This window comes from Curtobacterium sp. BRD11, assembly GCF_031844345.1.
GTDB lineage: Bacteria > Actinomycetota > Actinomycetes > Actinomycetales > Microbacteriaceae > Curtobacterium.
Genome location: NZ_JAUZUZ010000001.1, coordinates 314,932 through 329,628, shown reverse-complemented (window position 1 = coordinate 329,628; position 14,697 = coordinate 314,932). Strand labels below are relative to the sequence as shown.

At 73.7% G+C, this 14,697-nt stretch carries 19 protein-coding genes; 9 read left to right on the top strand and 10 right to left on the bottom strand.

Annotation, left to right across the window (positions count from 1 at the left end; all coding sequences use genetic code 11):
- Nucleotides 1-18: 18 nt before the first annotated feature.
- The 3 genes from Q9R28_RS01480 to Q9R28_RS01470 are packed head-to-tail and all read right to left on the bottom strand — an operon-like array spanning nucleotide 19 to nucleotide 1,051.
- Nucleotides 19-615 carry a TetR/AcrR family transcriptional regulator gene (locus tag Q9R28_RS01480; RefSeq protein WP_209682906.1) on the bottom strand — a complete coding sequence of 199 codons (597 nt, stop codon included), beginning with the start codon at nucleotides 613-615 and terminating at the stop codon, nucleotides 19-21.
- 38 nt (nucleotides 616-653) lie between these two features.
- Nucleotides 654-857 (bottom strand): hypothetical protein, encoded by a 204-nt coding sequence (locus tag Q9R28_RS01475; RefSeq protein ID WP_066653993.1) that lies wholly within the window; start codon nucleotides 855-857, stop codon nucleotides 654-656.
- Nucleotides 854-1,051, bottom strand: coding sequence for a hypothetical protein (locus Q9R28_RS01470; protein WP_066653991.1), 198 nt, complete (start codon nucleotides 1,049-1,051; stop codon nucleotides 854-856). Before Q9R28_RS01470 ends, Q9R28_RS01475 begins: the two co-directional genes overlap by 4 nt.
- Nucleotides 1,052-1,292: 241 nt before the next feature.
- Here Q9R28_RS01470 and Q9R28_RS01465 point away from each other — a divergent pair, with 241 nt between their 5' ends.
- Nucleotides 1,293-2,261, top strand: coding sequence for an AraC family transcriptional regulator (locus tag Q9R28_RS01465; protein WP_209682909.1), 969 nt, complete (start codon nucleotides 1,293-1,295; stop codon nucleotides 2,259-2,261).
- Here Q9R28_RS01465 and Q9R28_RS01460 read toward each other — a convergent pair.
- From Q9R28_RS01460 to Q9R28_RS01440, 5 genes are all read right to left on the bottom strand, one after another.
- Nucleotides 2,249-3,259, bottom strand: a complete 1,011-nt coding sequence (locus Q9R28_RS01460) for a hypothetical protein (RefSeq protein WP_209682911.1) — start codon at nucleotides 3,257-3,259, stop codon at nucleotides 2,249-2,251. The genes Q9R28_RS01465 and Q9R28_RS01460 overlap by 13 nt on opposite strands.
- Nucleotides 3,260-3,322: 63 nt before the next feature.
- Nucleotides 3,323-3,574, bottom strand: a complete 252-nt coding sequence (locus Q9R28_RS01455) for a DUF4287 domain-containing protein (protein ID WP_066653985.1) — start codon at nucleotides 3,572-3,574, stop codon at nucleotides 3,323-3,325.
- Nucleotides 3,575-3,632: 58 nt separating this feature from the next.
- Nucleotides 3,633-4,601 (bottom strand): helix-turn-helix transcriptional regulator, encoded by a 969-nt coding sequence (locus tag Q9R28_RS01450; RefSeq protein WP_144411287.1) that lies wholly within the window; start codon nucleotides 4,599-4,601, stop codon nucleotides 3,633-3,635.
- 149 nt (nucleotides 4,602-4,750) lie between these two features.
- The gene (locus Q9R28_RS01445; protein WP_066653981.1) at nucleotides 4,751-6,235 is read right to left on the bottom strand and encodes a reverse transcriptase family protein; all 1,485 of its coding nucleotides are present in this window, start codon (nucleotides 6,233-6,235) and stop codon (nucleotides 4,751-4,753) included.
- An 82-nt stretch (nucleotides 6,236-6,317) separates the two neighbouring features.
- Complete coding sequence (locus Q9R28_RS01440; RefSeq protein WP_066658122.1) at nucleotides 6,318-7,280, bottom strand: SDR family oxidoreductase; 963 nt, start codon at nucleotides 7,278-7,280, stop codon at nucleotides 6,318-6,320.
- Between the two features lie 98 nt (nucleotides 7,281-7,378).
- On the opposite strand from Q9R28_RS01440, the gene Q9R28_RS01435 reads away from it, so the two are divergent.
- From Q9R28_RS01435 to Q9R28_RS01425, 3 genes are all read left to right on the top strand, one after another.
- Nucleotides 7,379-7,642, top strand: a complete 264-nt coding sequence (locus Q9R28_RS01435; RefSeq protein WP_066653980.1) for a hypothetical protein — start codon at nucleotides 7,379-7,381, stop codon at nucleotides 7,640-7,642.
- 138 nt (nucleotides 7,643-7,780) lie between these two features.
- A complete protein-coding gene (locus tag Q9R28_RS01430) occupies nucleotides 7,781-9,091 on the top strand; it encodes a PP2C family protein-serine/threonine phosphatase (protein WP_066653979.1) in 1,311 nt (436 codons plus the stop codon).
- Between the two features lie 132 nt (nucleotides 9,092-9,223).
- On the top strand, nucleotides 9,224-10,102 hold the full coding sequence (locus Q9R28_RS01425; RefSeq protein ID WP_066653978.1) for a family 16 glycosylhydrolase: 879 nt from the start codon (nucleotides 9,224-9,226) through the stop codon (nucleotides 10,100-10,102).
- Between the two features lie 55 nt (nucleotides 10,103-10,157).
- Here Q9R28_RS01425 and Q9R28_RS01420 read toward each other — a convergent pair whose 3' ends face one another.
- A complete protein-coding gene (locus tag Q9R28_RS01420) occupies nucleotides 10,158-10,367 on the bottom strand; it encodes a hypothetical protein (RefSeq protein ID WP_058729470.1) in 210 nt (69 codons plus the stop codon).
- A gap of 46 nt (nucleotides 10,368-10,413) precedes the next feature.
- Complete coding sequence (locus Q9R28_RS01415) at nucleotides 10,414-10,755, bottom strand: DUF3140 domain-containing protein (RefSeq protein ID WP_311205329.1); 342 nt, start codon at nucleotides 10,753-10,755, stop codon at nucleotides 10,414-10,416.
- Nucleotides 10,756-10,905: 150 nt separating this feature from the next.
- On the opposite strand from Q9R28_RS01415, the gene Q9R28_RS01410 reads away from it, so the two are divergent.
- The 5 genes from Q9R28_RS01410 to Q9R28_RS01390 all read left to right on the top strand — a co-directional run bounded on the left by Q9R28_RS01410 (nucleotide 10,906) and on the right by Q9R28_RS01390 (nucleotide 14,684).
- Nucleotides 10,906-12,129, top strand: coding sequence for a zinc-dependent alcohol dehydrogenase (locus tag Q9R28_RS01410; RefSeq protein ID WP_209682923.1), 1,224 nt, complete (start codon nucleotides 10,906-10,908; stop codon nucleotides 12,127-12,129).
- Complete coding sequence (locus Q9R28_RS01405) at nucleotides 12,126-13,034, top strand: SDR family oxidoreductase (protein WP_066653970.1); 909 nt, start codon at nucleotides 12,126-12,128, stop codon at nucleotides 13,032-13,034. Before Q9R28_RS01410 ends, Q9R28_RS01405 begins: the two co-directional genes overlap by 4 nt.
- 106 nt (nucleotides 13,035-13,140) lie before the next feature.
- Nucleotides 13,141-13,281 (top strand): hypothetical protein, encoded by a 141-nt coding sequence (locus Q9R28_RS01400; RefSeq protein WP_158407748.1) that lies wholly within the window; start codon nucleotides 13,141-13,143, stop codon nucleotides 13,279-13,281.
- Nucleotides 13,282-13,419: 138 nt separating this feature from the next.
- A complete protein-coding gene (locus Q9R28_RS01395; RefSeq protein WP_066653968.1) occupies nucleotides 13,420-14,337 on the top strand; it encodes an isoprenylcysteine carboxylmethyltransferase family protein in 918 nt (305 codons plus the stop codon).
- Nucleotides 14,338-14,528: 191 nt separating this feature from the next.
- Entirely contained in the window at nucleotides 14,529-14,684 is a 156-nt protein-coding gene (locus Q9R28_RS01390; RefSeq protein WP_158407747.1) for a hypothetical protein, read from the top strand.
- Nucleotides 14,685-14,697: the final 13 nt, after the last annotated feature.

Sequence of the window (14,697 nt, the reverse complement as noted above, 5' to 3'; positions counted from 1 at the left end):
GTACCCCGACGGGCGGTGTCAGGAGGACGTGCGCGGTTCGTAGACCGAGAGGAGCATCGCGGCACCCAGGCGAGCCACCCGTGCGGGCTGCGCCGACCGCTGCACGGCGGACTCCACCCGGGCACCCTCGACGAGCAACGAGAGTGCCTGCGCCACGTGCGACGGCACGCCGGCACGCGCGCAGAGCTGCGTCAGGTGTGCCTCGACGTCGGCGAAGTGCGCTCGCGCGAGCTCGGCGATCGCCGGGTCGGTGCGCCCGAGTTCCGCGTGCCCGTTGATGAACGCGCAGCCGCGCCAGCCCTCGTCGGCGAAGCACTGCTCCAGGTACCCGAACACCCCGAGGACCTCGTCCCGCGGATCGTCGGCGTCCCGAGCGATGCCGTCGAGTGCCCGTCGCCACGCGCCGTGCCAGCGCTGGAGCACGGCGATGACGAGCTCCCGCTTCGACGGGTACGCGGCAGTGAGCTCGTCGCGCGTGAGTCCGGCCTCGTCCGCGACGTCGTCGAGCGTCACCGGGGTGACGCCGTGCCGTGTGAACAGGGTGTCCGCCGCGGTCGACGCCCGGCGTTGTGTCGGGGACTCACGGACGGTGGGGGTCAGGGTGAGGAGGGTCATGTGCCTTCTGCAGGGTCGGGACCGCGGGTGGCGCGAGCCTACTGGCCCGACACGCGAGCGGCGTCGAGGGCCTCGGCGAGCAGGGCTCGCATGTCGATCGGCTGCGTCGGTGCGTCGGCGGCGGCCGACCGTCGGACCGGCAGCACGGTGTCGGCGACCGAGTGGTCCGCCCCGGGCAGCGCGCGGGTCCCGCGGGAGAGCCGCGACCCGCGGATGCCGAGTTCGTTGCGCGGGATGCTCATGCGGACAGTCCCAGCAGGATCGCTGCGGACGCGGCGACGGTCACCGAGAGCAGACCGGTCGACACCGCGGCGATCTGGAGGCCACGCTGTCGGCGGGCCTCCACCACCTCGGCGAACCGCGGGGTCGTGCGACCGATCCCGGCGGCGCGGGCGGTGGTGGGTCCGGTGTCCAGGTCGGTGGCGATGATGGTCACGGTCGTCGTCCTCGGGTCTCCGGGGGGCCGGCCGATCCGGCACCCGTCCACCGAGGACGCTAGGAGACCGCGGCGCCGGGCGGACGCCGACCGGGCGACGACGACGAAAGACGGACGTCCGGCAGTCCTCGTCCGACGATCTCCGGACATCCCTGCTGTGCGGACCACGTCGTCCACCCCCGGACCGGGGACACCGGTGTCCGGACAGCGCCGCGTCCGGCGGACAGAATGCACGGGACCCATGAACCCGATCACGCCGCCACGCATCGACGTCGAGACCCAGAGCTCCGACCTCGACGAAGCCCGCGACTTCCTCGCGACCGCCTACGCGGGGAACGAGTGGAGCGCCGACGCGACCGGACAGCCGTTCGCGTTCCGCTACTCGGCGGTGGGGGACGCCGCGATGTCGCTGCGGTCGATCCGCTTCGACGGCCACCTCGAGGGCGTCATGACGCCGTCCGACGACTTCGTGGTGCAGTGGACGACCCGCGGCACCGCTGCGATCGGGTCGGGAGACGCCCGGATCGTGATGGAGCCCGGTCGACCGCAGCTCTGGCCGCAGCAGGGCGCCGCGTTCTCGTACGACGACTACGACCAGCGCATCGTCCAGGTCAACCGGAGCGCCCTCGAGGAGGTCGCCGGTGAACGCGGGACCGCGCCCGGGCAGCTCGTGCTCGACCACACCGTCCGACCGGACGAGCGGGGGATGCGCGTCTGGCGGAGCAGCGTCCAGCTCATCTCGCACACCGTCCTCGACCGCCGTGCCTCCCCGCTGCTGCAGGCCGAGATGGGTCGGCTCGGGGCGCTGGCACTGCTGGAGCTGTACCCGATCGTCAGCGCCTCGCTGCCGGACGAGCTGCTGCTCCCCCGCAACGCGCACGTCCGACGAGCCGTCGAGTACGTCCACGAGCACGCGCACCTGCCGATCACGAGCACCGACCTGGCGCGGGTCGCGTCACTCAGTCTCCGCGCCCTCCAGACGGCGTTCCAGCGGACCTTCGAGCTCTCGCCGAACGCGTACATCCGACAGGTCCGGCTCGACCGCGTGCGCGAGGCGCTGCTCGCCGGCGACCCGGCGACGACGAACATCGCCGAGGTCGCGCGCGAGTGGGGGTTCGCCCACGCGGGCCGCTTCTCCGCGACCTACCAGCAGCGCCACGGCGAGTACCCGCGTCAGACCCTGCGCCGATCCGGCCGTCAGCGCGCGTAGGCGTCGACGAAGAGCGCTCCGCGGAGGTCCCGCAGGGTGTCGACGAGCCGCTCGATCGTGCGCCCGGAGATGCCGGACACCTCGAGGTCGTACGGACCGAGCGCCGGCAGGCGGCCGGTGCGGATCCGTACGACCTCCCACCCGACGGCGCGGACGGCACGGTCCTTCCGCCGGTCGGTCTCCTGCCGGGGTCCGACGTGCTCGAGCCCGTGTCGGCCCGTGCTGTCGTACTCGATCGCGACGCGCAGCTCCGGGAGCACGATGTCCGGCCAGGCCTCGACGTGGTCGAAGAACGGGCGGTCGAGCCGGATGGCCGTGTGGTCGAACGTGAAGGCGAACCGGTCGCGCAGCGCCTGCCGCAGGTCGGCCTCGACCGCCGACGCCGGCGCGGGGGCGCACACGCTCGTGAAGGAGTCACCCGACGGGACCCTCGGGGTCTTCGGGCAGATCGACCGCGGGACCGGCTGCGACGACCGTGCACCGCTCGCCCGTGTCGAGCGTGCGCCCGACCGTCCCGCAGCACGAGCCCCCGATCGGGACGACGCCACCGCACCGGTCGGCACCCGGCCCACGCCGGGGACCGGGCCTCGCCCCGGAGCCGACGGGAGCGTCCGGCGGCCGCTGACCCGCTCCGCCCGCTGCGGCGGCGGGATCGCTGCCGGCCAGTCCTCGGGGAGCACCGGCCACCGCTGCGGTGCCGCCTGCAGGTGGCACTCGGGGCACCAGACGGACCGTCGGCGCTCCCGCCCGGGTCGCGACCGCTGCTCGGCAGGCGTTGCGACGAAGACGTGACCGACGTCGCACTCCCACGTCAGCAGCACCTCGGCCGCGGGCGGCACCTGCGTGAGCACCACGCCGTGGTTCCACTCCGGGTGGTACTGCCGCACGAGCACCGGGTACGACGCCCACGCCGAGCGGAACTCGCCGACGGCGTACGGTACGGCGGTGCCCCGCGACCACTGTCGCCGTCGCCACCACGCGTCCACCGGTTCGACCACGCCGTCACCGTAGGGAGCACCTCCGACACCGCGACTGCCGAGCCGTCGGGCGCCCGGGCCGGGTCAGCCGTCGAGCGCGTTCCGGACGTACCCGACGACCGCGTTCGCGTGCCCGTGGCCGAACCCGTGCTCGTCCTTCAGCCAGGCCACCACCTCCGCGTGCCGGTGCCCGTCCAGCTGCTCGGCGACCAGGTCGAGCCAGTCCTGCACGGGGCGCCCGTAGGTCCGCTCGATGCTCGGGAAGTACGAGGCGGGGCCCTTCGGCTTCGACCCGTCCTCCGGCGGCTCCGGAGCGGTCACGCGGCGTGTCGTCATGGCCGCCAGGGTAGCCGTGGTCGCAGGACGTGCGGACGCCGGCGCCGCCGCCGTGGCCTCAGCGGAACCCGTCGTCCCGCCGGCTGCGGTGCAGGGTGTCGCTCGGGTGCTCGCCGAAGCGGTCGGCGTACGCGGCGGCGAACCGACCGAGGTGCGCCCACTGCCACCGGCGCGCGACGTCGGCCACCAGGAGGTCCCCGCCGGACGTCTCGAGCTCCCGTCGGGCACCGTCGAGCCGCTCCGCCCGGAGCCTGGCCATCGGCGACTCCCCGAACCGACGGTGCATCGCGTTCTGCAGTCCCCGCTCGCTGATCCCGACGGCGTCCGCGATGTCCCGGAGCGTGACCGGCTGGTCGGCGTGCGCGCGGATCCACTCCGCTGCGCGCGCGGCGGAGCCACGGCCGGTCGGCGCGACGGCCGGCAGGACCGGGAAGGCCGCCACGACGGCGTCGGCGATCTCCGCGTTGATCGTCTGTCGGACGGCGTCGGCGAGCGCGGCGTCCATGACCGGTCCACCGTGCGCACGGATCACGGCACGCAGGGCCCGCCGCGCGGACTCGTCCGGGGACTCAGGCGCGAGGACCACCGGCCCGGTCGGCAGGTGTCCCCTGCGCACGAGCGCGCGACGGAGCACGCGGTCCGACAGGTGGACCATCGTGATCGTGCGGACGTCCGCCGTGAAGGCGTAGCGACGCGAGGCGGTGAGCAGGACCGGTGCACCCGGCTGCACGGCGAGCGGGTCGCCGCCGTCGAGGTCCTCGATGGTCGCACTGCCGTCCCCGATCCAGAAGACGATGTGCTCGTCGCGCGGCTGCATGACGCCGGCCCGCGTGCCCTGGACCTCGGCCCGGCGGACCGAGACCTCGGCGTCGCCCGCGCCGAGGTAGCGGAAGGTGTCGAGCGCGCTGTCGATCCCGCCGGCGGTCCCGTAGATCTCGTCGAGTTCGTCACCCCGGTGCTCGCTGACCGCCTCCACGCGGAAGCGTCGGAACGTGGGGTGCTCCGTCCCTCGTGCCTGCCCAGTCACGATCGCATGGTCTCAGGACCGGCGGCCGGTGTGCGCTTCCCGGACAGCGTGTCACGGTGTCGGAGTCGCCGTCCGTGCACCTCCGGACGGCCGAGGGCGGACGGCGGACGGCGGACGGCGGACGGCGGACGGCGGAGCGTGCGGACGGGTCACCACCGGATGCGGGCGAACTCCTCGCGCAGTCGCCGCGCGCGACCGGGGTGCACCTGCTCGACCCAGCCGATCCGGCCGAGCAGGTGCGCGCGGAGGTCGGGGTGCCCGGCGCGGTCCTGCGATGCCGGGCCGTGGACGACGCAGTTGTGCAGGACGGCGTGCAGCCGGTCGACCTCACGGCGACCGGGCGACGGCCGCTCGTTGACGACGACCCCCGTGACCGACTGCCGGCTCCCCCGCCTCCGGACCCGGCTCTTGCGGGGGTTGAGCCGGTACCCCTGCTCGGTCACGATCCGCTCGACGCCGCGCAGGAAGGCGTCGGGTCGGGCGGCCAACCGGTGGTCGCCGCTGAAGGTCAGGTCGTCGGCGTAACGGGTGTACCGGGCACCGGTCGCTCCCGCCCAGCCGGCGAGGCGGGCGTCGAGGTGCCGCAGCGCCGTGTTGGCGAGGGCCGGCGACGAGGGCGCGCCCTGTGGCAGGTGGGCGACGGCGAGGGCCTCGCGCAGCGCGGCTCGTTCCTCGGGACTCCCGCCGGCGGGCATCGCGGTGAGGACGTGGGGCGGGACCCGGTGGGTGCAGAGCCCGGTCAGGACGTGCGCGAGCGGTTCCGCGTAGCCGGCGGACCGGAACACGCCGTAGACCGTCGGGGCGGTGACGCTGGCGAAGAACGTGGTCAGGTCGGCGCTGAGCACGACGTGCTGCCCGGTGTGCACCGCGGCGCCGGTGACGACGCTCCGTCCCGCCACGAACCCGTGGGCGGCGTCGTGCACCGGGAGCCGGACCAGCAGGCCGTCCAGGACGGTGCGCTGCGTCCGGCGGAGCAGGTCCATCGGCTTCTCGAGCAGGCGCGGTACCCGTCCGGGCCGGACCACCCACTCGTGCCGGACGTGGTGGAGCGGACTGCCCGCCGGGGCGTGCCGGTTCCACGCCCGGGTGTCGGCGAGCCAGAGCAGCCGACCGACGGTGACGTCGAGCGCCCGGGCGAGCTCCGGGAGCGTGTCGACGAGCAGCGGGCTCTCGGTTGCGGGGCGTGCGCGGACGGCGGTGACCGGACGGGCGAGCACGCGGACCGGACGCCGGGCCTCGCGGGAGCGGTGCAGGGCGGCGAGCCGGGGCGCCGCGGCGAGCACCCGGGCGAGCTGGCGGGGTGCGTCGACGGGCGGTCGCGGGTAGGTGTCGAGCGCCGCCCCGACGGCTCGTCCCACGTAGGCGCGGTCGACGCCGACCACGGCGTAGCCGGCGGCGGTCAGGTCGTCGACGGCCCACGAGTCGGCGGTGAGGAAGGCGTCGGCGAGCGCCGTCGCCACGACCTCGAGGGGCGTGGGGTTCCCGGAGGACCCGTCGGTGCCTCCGTGCGGCGTCGCGCGCGGAGCGCGCCGTCCCGCTCGGGGCGTGTCGTCCTGCTGGTCCTGCGTGCCCCGGGGTGACCCCGGAGAGGTCGACGCGTCGCGCGCGTCGGCCGCCTCCCCCGGGAACTCCACGCGGTCACCCTACGGTGTGCGACCGACGGACGGGAGGCGCGCGGCCGGACCGCCACGCGCCTCCCGTCCGGCTCCGGTCCCGCTAGCGACGTGGGCGGCCGAGCAGGACCGTGCCGACCACCGCGGCGATGCCCGCCCAGACGAGCGGACGCGTCACGCGGCGGCGCTTCGCCACCCAGCCGCCGTCGGTGGCGTTGTGGGCGTCGGCGGGCTCGTACAGGTTGCCGTCGCTCGGCACGCCCTTGCCCCGGAGCGCGAACGTCTCCACCATCGGCTTGGTGATCTTGTGGAACAGTCCCGGGAACACGTACTGCAGCGGCACGAGCGACGCCTGGATCCGCCCGACGAAGCGGTAGCGCTTCGGGTGCAACGCGGCGCGGACGACGGCCCGACCGGCGCGCTCGACCGACACCGTGGGCGGCAGGGGGTGCGAGGTCTTGCCGGTGTAGTTCGCCCCGTTCTGGTAGATCGGGGTGTCGATCGTCGAGGGGAGCAGGGCGGTGAACCGGATCCCGGTGCCCGCGTACTCGTCGCCGAGGACGTCGACCAGACCGAGTGCGGCGTGCTTGCTCGTCACGTACGCCGACTGGTACGGCGCGGAGAGCAGCGACTGGATCGACCCGACGAGCACGTACGTCCCCGTGCCGCGCTGCTTCCAGTGCGGCAGCAGCGCGGAGATCGCGTGGAGGTGCCCGTACAGGTTCGTGTCGACGACGCGCTTGAACGCCTTCGTCGGGGTCTGCTCGAAGAGCCCGTAGACGAAGAGCGCCGCGTTGCCGACGAAGACGTCGATCCGGCCGAACCGTGCGGTGGTGGTGGCGACGAGGTCGCGCACGGCGTGCTCGTCGGCGACGTCGGTCGGGATCGCGACCGCCTCGGCGCCGAGTGACCGGCACTCGGCCGCGGCGGCCTCGAGGCTGTCGTGGCTGCGAGCGGCGAGCACGAGGGTGGCCCCCTGTCGGGCGAACTCGTGCGCCGCGGCCCTCCCGATGCCGCTCGATGCTCCGGTGACGACGACGATCTTCCCGCGGAACCGTTTGGTCATGACCTCGTTGCTACCCGCGACCGGCTGCGACGACGCCCAGGCCGGGTGCGGTCGCCCCACGGCTTCCCGGACGTGCCCGGGGGTGCGACGATGGGCGCATGCCGAAGGACGAGCTGACGGTCGAGGAGGCGACGGCGATCGCCGAGCACGCCCGGTCCGGGGCGCTCCCGCTCGAGGACCCCGAGGTCCGCCGCGTCGTCGAGCAGGCGAACCGGACGCTGGTCCGCGCGCAGATGTGGGGCGAGGACCGCAGCCCGAGGCTCCGCCGTCGTCGGCGGTGGCTCGCCGCGGGCGCGCTGGTGATGGTGCTCGTCTGGGTCGCCGGGCTGCTCGTCCCCCTCGCCTTCCGTCTCGGCCTCTGAGACCGGCGGTCGACCGACGCGCGAGCGCGGGCGCGTCGACCGATCGTCGTGTGAGCCGCGTCGCGTGAGCGCGGCTCAACACGCCCGGCCCTCGGAGTGGGGTTGCCCGGAACACCCCGTCCGGGTTGACTCGACCGCGTGACGAGCACCGCGGACCGCCCCTCGTCGACGCCGACGTGGACGATCAGCGTGCGCGACGACACCGGTCCGATCGTGCTCGGCGGCCTCCGGACGTCGTGGGCTCCGCTGGCGAAGCAGACCATCATCGCCGCGCTGATCGTCGGGGCTGCCGTGGGGAGCACCTTCTCCCCGTGGCTCGAGGTCACCGACGCCCCGCTGATGTGGAGCGGGGTCGCGATCGCCCTCCTCGGCCTGGTCTTCGCCGCCGTGGCCGTGCGCTCGTCCGCGGCGATGCGGGTCGAGCTGCTCGTCCCCGCGATCGACTTCTTCGCGGTCGGCTTCCTGCGCTTCGGCACCGGCGACGCCGCCTCGGTCTTCACCGCGATCGTGGTGCTGCCCGTGGTGTGGGTCGCCGCGAACCCCGGGCGACGGCACGTGGTGTGGCCGGTGCTCGGCACGACCGGCACGCTGCTGCTGTCCTACGCGATCTCCCCGACCGAACCGCGGCCGAGCGAGCTCGTGCGGCTGTTCATCGTCGTGTTCGTGTTCGGGGCGACGGCTGCCGTGACGAACGAGCTCGCGCGGCAGGCCGGCCTCCAGCTCGCCGCGGTGCAGCGCCGGCGTCGGGTGGCCGAGGGCGAGATCGACCGCGCGGCCCTCGTGCAGCAGTCGCTCCTGCCGACGACCGCCGCGGGGCTGCCCGGGGAGCTCCGCGCGGTGGGCGTGTGCATCCCCGCGCGGACGGTCGGCGGCGACTTCTACGACTGGTTCCCCACCCCCGACGGCGCCGCCTTCACCCTCGGCGACGTGATGGGCAAGGGCGTCGGCGCCGGCATGATCGCCGCCGCCGTGCGCTCGCTCATCCGCAGCACCGTCGACGAGTCCGACCCCGCGGTCGCCGTCCGCCGCGCCGCGACCGGGCTCGCGACCGGGACGTCCGACCTGACCAGCGGACAGTTCACGACGTGCTTCCACGTGCGGGTCGACCGTGACGGGCACGCCCGGTGGGTGGACGCCGGGCACGGGCTGACGGTGCTTCGGAGCGCCGACGGCACCGTCCGCCCGCTGCGGTCGGCGCACCTGCCGATCGGTGTCGGCACGAGCTGGACCGCCGAGGACACCTCCCTCGAGCCCGGCGACGTCATCGTGGCCGTGAGCGACGGCGTGCTCGACCTGTTCGGCGGCGACCTCGACTCGCTCGACCGCTTCGAGGCGTGGGTGGCGGAGCGGGACCACCCGCAGCAGGTCGTCGACGGCATCGCCGAGCTCGCGCACGCCGACGAGCACCCCGACGACGTCACCGTGCTGTGCGTCGGCTACGTCCCCTGAGCGGACCGACCCCTCGTCGCGACCGCGGTCCGGCGCGCGTGTCCCTCGAAGTGTGGACTGGTCACCGGACCGATCACGGGGGATGATCGTGCGTCCCGTCCACCGACGGGCACGAGGACAGGGATCCCCCGGATGCTGCACGACCACACGCCGACCGACGCCGCCCACACCGTCGACCGACGCCGCTTCCTGGCGCTCGGGCTGGGCAGCGCCGCAGCCACGACGGCCGCCGTCGGAGCGGCACTGACGCCGGACGACCACGCCGCGGCGGCCACCACGACGTCGTCCGGAGGGGTGCTCCTCGCCGCCGACGAGTTCGACGGCGCCGCCGGCAGCGCCCCGAACCCGGGGATCTGGCGGTTCGACACGGGCGCCGGCGGGTGGGGGAACGCCGAGCTGCAGACCTACACCGACTCGCGACGGAACAGCGCGCTGGACGGCGCGGGCAACCTCGTCATCACCGCGCGACGCGAGGCCGACGGCACGTACACCTCCGCGCGGCTGAAGACCGAGGGCACCTTCACCGCGCAGTACGGCCGGATCGAGGCACGCATCCGGATCCCGCGCGGGCAGGGGATCTGGCCCGCGTTCTGGATGCTCGGCGCGGACATCGGGCAGGTCGGATGGCCGGCCTGCGGCGAGATCGACGTGATGGAGAACGTCGGGTACGAGCCCGGCGCCGTGCACGGCACCGTGCACGGACCTGGCTACTCCGGAGCGCAGGGGATGTCGGCCGCTGCGACGCTGCCGAACGGTGCGGCCTGGGCGGACGCGTACCACGTCTTCGGGGTCGACTGGCGCCCCGGATCGGTCACGTGGCTCGTCGACGGCGTCGCGCAGCGCACGGTCACCCGGGCCGACGTGGGGTCGTCGCCGTGGGTCTTCGACAAGCCGTTCTTCGTGCTGCTCAACGTCGCCGTGGGCGGCACCTGGCCCGGGTCCCCGGACGCGACCACCCGGTTCCCGCAGCAGATGTTCGTCGACTGGGTGCGGGTCTGGCAGCAGGCCTGACGGCGAACGGGACCCGCGGGGCGAGCCCGCCACGCTCCTCCCGTCCGTCCAGTGCTCAGCGCCTCGCGCGTGCCAGCAACCAGAGGTACGTCGCGTGGCCGACCAGCGCCAGGCCGAAGAACACCGCGGCGACCGCGTAGACGCGGTCGAGCTTGCCCTGGCCGATGACGAGCATCACGACGCAGAACACCACGGCCGCGGCGAGGACGCCGACCTGGATCGTCGACCAGATGCGGCGGAAGCGGGGCATGCCGGAGTCGTCCACGGCCCCATTCTGCCCGACCGGCGCGACGGGCCCGGGTCGCCGCGGCCTACTTCTCCGGGTCGTGGCCCCAGTTCATGAGCGAGTACCGCCACCGCGAGTCGTGGGAGTCACCCTTCGGCTCCTGCTTCGAGTGCCGCGCCACGTAGCCGACGACCTTCCGCATGTGGGCGTAGTCGTCCTCGGTGTAGTCGCCCTGCTTCTTCTCGAGGATGCGGACGATGTGCCGCCCGCTCTCGTGACCGGTGGACTCGCCGCCGCCGTCGGACTTCTGTCCGACCTCCTTCGACTCGTCCGTGTCGAGCCACTCCTTCAGCTCCGACGCGGTCATGTTCACCGCGTCGGCGAAGTCGTCGCGCGTCTGCTTCTCGTCGTGCTGGTCGTCGCTCATGGCGGCCAGCGAACGCGCCGGGCCTGGGTGTCCACGCAGCGCTGCGTGTCCCCCGTTCCGGTGCGCTGATCGGACGCCGCTCCGCGTCCGTCCAGCACTGGTCGGGTTGTGTGTCCCCCGAACACCCCCACGACAGGAAGCGAGAGCAACATGCGCGCAGTGGTCTGGCACGGCATCGGGGACATCCGTCTCGACGAGGTCCCGGAGCCCACCATCCAGCACCCGGAGGATGCGATCGTCCGGATCACCCGCAGTGCGATCTGCGGCACGGACCTGCACTTCGTCCGCGGCACCATGGCACCGATGGAGGAGGGCACCATCCTCGGGCACGAGGCCGTCGGCGTCGTCACCCAGGTCGGTGACGCCGTCCGCGGGTTCAGCGCCGGGGACCGCGTCGTCATCAACTCGACGATCTCGTGCGGCGCATGCCGGTACTGCCGGATGGGCAAGACCGCGCAGTGCGACGTCGCGAACCCGAACGGCCCGCAGGCCGGCACGAGCTTCTTCGGCGGCCCGCAGTCGACCGGGCCGGTGAACGGTCTGCAGGCGGAGTACGTGCGCGTGCCGTACGCCCGCAACACGATGCACCCGCTGCCCGAGAACGTGAGTGACGAGCAGGCGATCCTGCTCTCCGACATCTTCCCGACCGGCTGGTTCGGCGCCGAGCTCGCCGGGGTCACCCGCGGCGACGTCGTGGTCGTGTTCGGCGCCGGCATCGTCGGCCAGTTCGCCGCCGCCTCCGCCTACAAGCTCGGCGCAGCCCGCGTGATCGTCGTCGACGGCGAGGAGACCCGGCTCGCCGCGGCGCTCGCGCAGCACTGCGAGGTCGTCGACTACAACCGCGAGGACCCGGTGCAGGCGATCATGGACCTGACGAACGGCATCGGCGCGGACGCCGTGATCGACGCCGTCGGCGTCGACGCGGAGCGCCCGAAGCAGGGCCCCGCAGCGGTGTCCGACGAACAGGCCCAGCAGTTCGACGCCGAGGTGCAGCAGGTCGCGCCAGACGCCTCGCCGGACGGCTTCGGCGAGCAGCAGCAGTGGAAGCCCGGTGACGGCCCGTCGCAGGTCGCACAGTGGGCGGTCGCGTCGGTCGCGAAGTACGGCCGCATCGGCATCATCGGCGTCTACGGTCCGACCGCACAGTCGTACCCGATCGGCGAGGCGATGAACAAGAACCTGACGATCCGGATGGGCAACTGCGACCACCACTCGGTCACCCCGCCGCTCATCGACCTGGTGGCATCGGGGCAGTTCGACCCGACCGCGCTGATCACCGAGCACGAACCCATCGGCGACGCGATCGCCGCGTACGAGGCCTTCGACCGCCGCGAGCCCGGCTGGGTCAAGGTCGAACTGGAGGCGACACGATGACCACCGCACCGAGCGACCAGTACGCCTTCGGCGACCCGCGCAGCCGCTACCCCGACGTCTCTCCGGAGCCGCAGACCCAGGACGAGCCAGGCCTGCAGTCGCAGATGACCCCCGTCCCCGACCTCGGCGAGTCCAGCTACCGGGGCACGGGGCGCCTCGAGGGCCGGAAGGCCCTCATCACCGGAGCTGACTCGGGCATCGGCGCCGCCGTGGCGATCGCCTTCGCGCGCGAGGGGGCCGACGTCGTCCTGGCCTACCTGCCCGAGGAGCAGTCCGACGCCGACCACGTGATCGAGCAGATCGAGGCGGCCGGGCGGAAGGCGGTCGCGGTCCCCGGTGACCTGCGCGACAAGGCCTACGCGGGGCAGCTCGTCGAGCGCGCCGTCGCCGAGCTCGGGGGCATCGACGCGCTGGTCAGCGTCGCCGGCAAGCAGCGGTGGCAGCCCGACCTGCTCGACATCACCGACGACCAGTTCGAGGCGACGTTCGACGTCAACGTGTTCGGGCTCTTCCGCCTGGTGAAGGCAGCCCTGCCGCATCTGCAGCCGGGGTCGACGGTCACGACGACCGCGTCCATGGAGGCCTACCAGCCCGCGCCGGACCGCCTCGACTACGCGGCGTCGAAGGGCGCGATCAACAACTTCTCCAAGGGGTTGTCGCAGCTGCTCGTCGAGCGCGGCATCCGGGTCAACATCGTCGCCCCGGGTCCGACCTGGACCGTCCTGCAGCCGAGCGGCGGCGTCGACCCGGAGTCGCTGCCCGAGTTCGGCAGCAGCGAGTCGCCGATGGGCCGCGCGGCCCAGCCCGCCGAGCTCGCGCCGGCGTACGTGTTCCTCGCGTCGCAGGAGTCGAGCTTCGTGGCCGGCGAGACCCTCAACGTCAACGGGGGCATGGTCACGCCCTGACCCCGGACCGCCTCGGCTCGTGGAGCGGACACGCTGCTCCCCGAGCGGGAATGCCCGCGCACCCACCGACGTCGAACCATCCACACACCACGCGAAGGAGCACACCATGACCCTCGACCTCCACAAGGGGAACAGCGTCGACACCGAGCGTCACTGCCTGCCGACCAGCACCCTGCACGCCCTGCACGACGACCAGCAGGAGCAGACGTTCGGACGCTGGCTCGGCCAGATCAACGGACAGCGCTGAGCGCGTTCGCTGCGCGCTGACGGACGGGAGGCGCGGTGCCGGCTGGCACCGCGCCTCCCGTCCGTTCGTGGTCATGCCGGACGCCGCCGGTCACGGCGAGACGCCGTCACGTCGGCGCGGCGCTGCTAGGTTGCAGCTGTGTCGTGGGGTCGGTGGTGGTTCGCGCTGCAGGCGTCGGGCGGCGCCGTCTGGTGGCTGCTGGTCCCCACCGTGCCGATCGTCCGGACCGCGACGCTCGGCTCGCTCGACCCCGTGCCGGTCGCCGCACTCGACGTCCCGCTGTTCGTCGTCGCCTCGGCACTGGCCGCCGCGGGCCTCCGCTGGTCCGCCGTCGTCGCCACGGGGTGGACGGTGCTCGTGCTGCTCGGGACGGCCGCCTGGGCGACGGTCACCCGTGAGGCGGGCTGGGGTGTCGTCGCGATGACCGCAGCGACCGTCGGCTCCGTCCTCGCGCTGTGCCACGTGCTGCTCGGGCGGGTGCCGACCGAACTCGTCACGTCGGGTCCGCTGCGCTTCCGGACCGCCGACCCGGACGCGGGACCCGTCCGGCACCTCCTCGGGACCGCGGTGCAGATCGTCGTGTTCTGGGGGCTCTTCCTCGGCGTCCTCCCGCTGCTGATCGCCGCCGCCGAGACCCGGTGGCGGCTCCGTCCCCCGCTGCCCGACGCCGTCGTGCAGGTGGTCAGCGGGACCGGTCTCGTCGTCTTCGTGCTGGCGAGCCTGCTCGGCCTCGCCTCGGCGGTGTCGATGTCGACGCGTGGCGGCGGAACCCCCTTGCCGTCGGCGATGCCCAACCGGCTCGTGGTCGCCGGCCCCTACCGGGTGGTGCGGAACCCGATGGCCCTCGCCGGGCTGACCCAGGGCGCTGCGGTGGGGCTCGTCGCGGCGTCCTGGACGGTGCTCGTCTACGCGGTCGCGGGCTCCGTCGTGTGGAACTGCGTCGTGCGCCCGCTCGAGGAGCGCGACCTGGAGCAGCGGTTCGGTGACGACTTCCGCCGCTACGCCGCAGCCGTCCGGTGCTGGGTGCCGCGGTTGCGCCCGGTACCGCGGAGCTGAGCGCGCGCCACGGGACGCAGCACGAGCGCGCGAACCGGATGGTCCGCCCGTCCGCGTCCGGAACACGACCGGACCCGCCGGGTGCCCCGGAGCGCGTGCAGTGTGGACGGAGCCGTCCGACCGGGCGGCACCCCGCTCGCGCAGACCCGACGGCGAGGACGGCCGGCGGGACGACGCGGGAGGTGCAACGGGTGCGATCGAGACTCTCCGACCTGCACGAGGAACCGGGCGAGTGGCACCGGCGTGGGCTGCGTCACCCGGACGAGATCGCGTCCCTCGTGCACACCCGGCTGCTGGAGAACGTCCCGGCCGACCCCGCGTACCGCGACTTCTTCTCCGCCGAGTGAGCGTCGTGCGTTC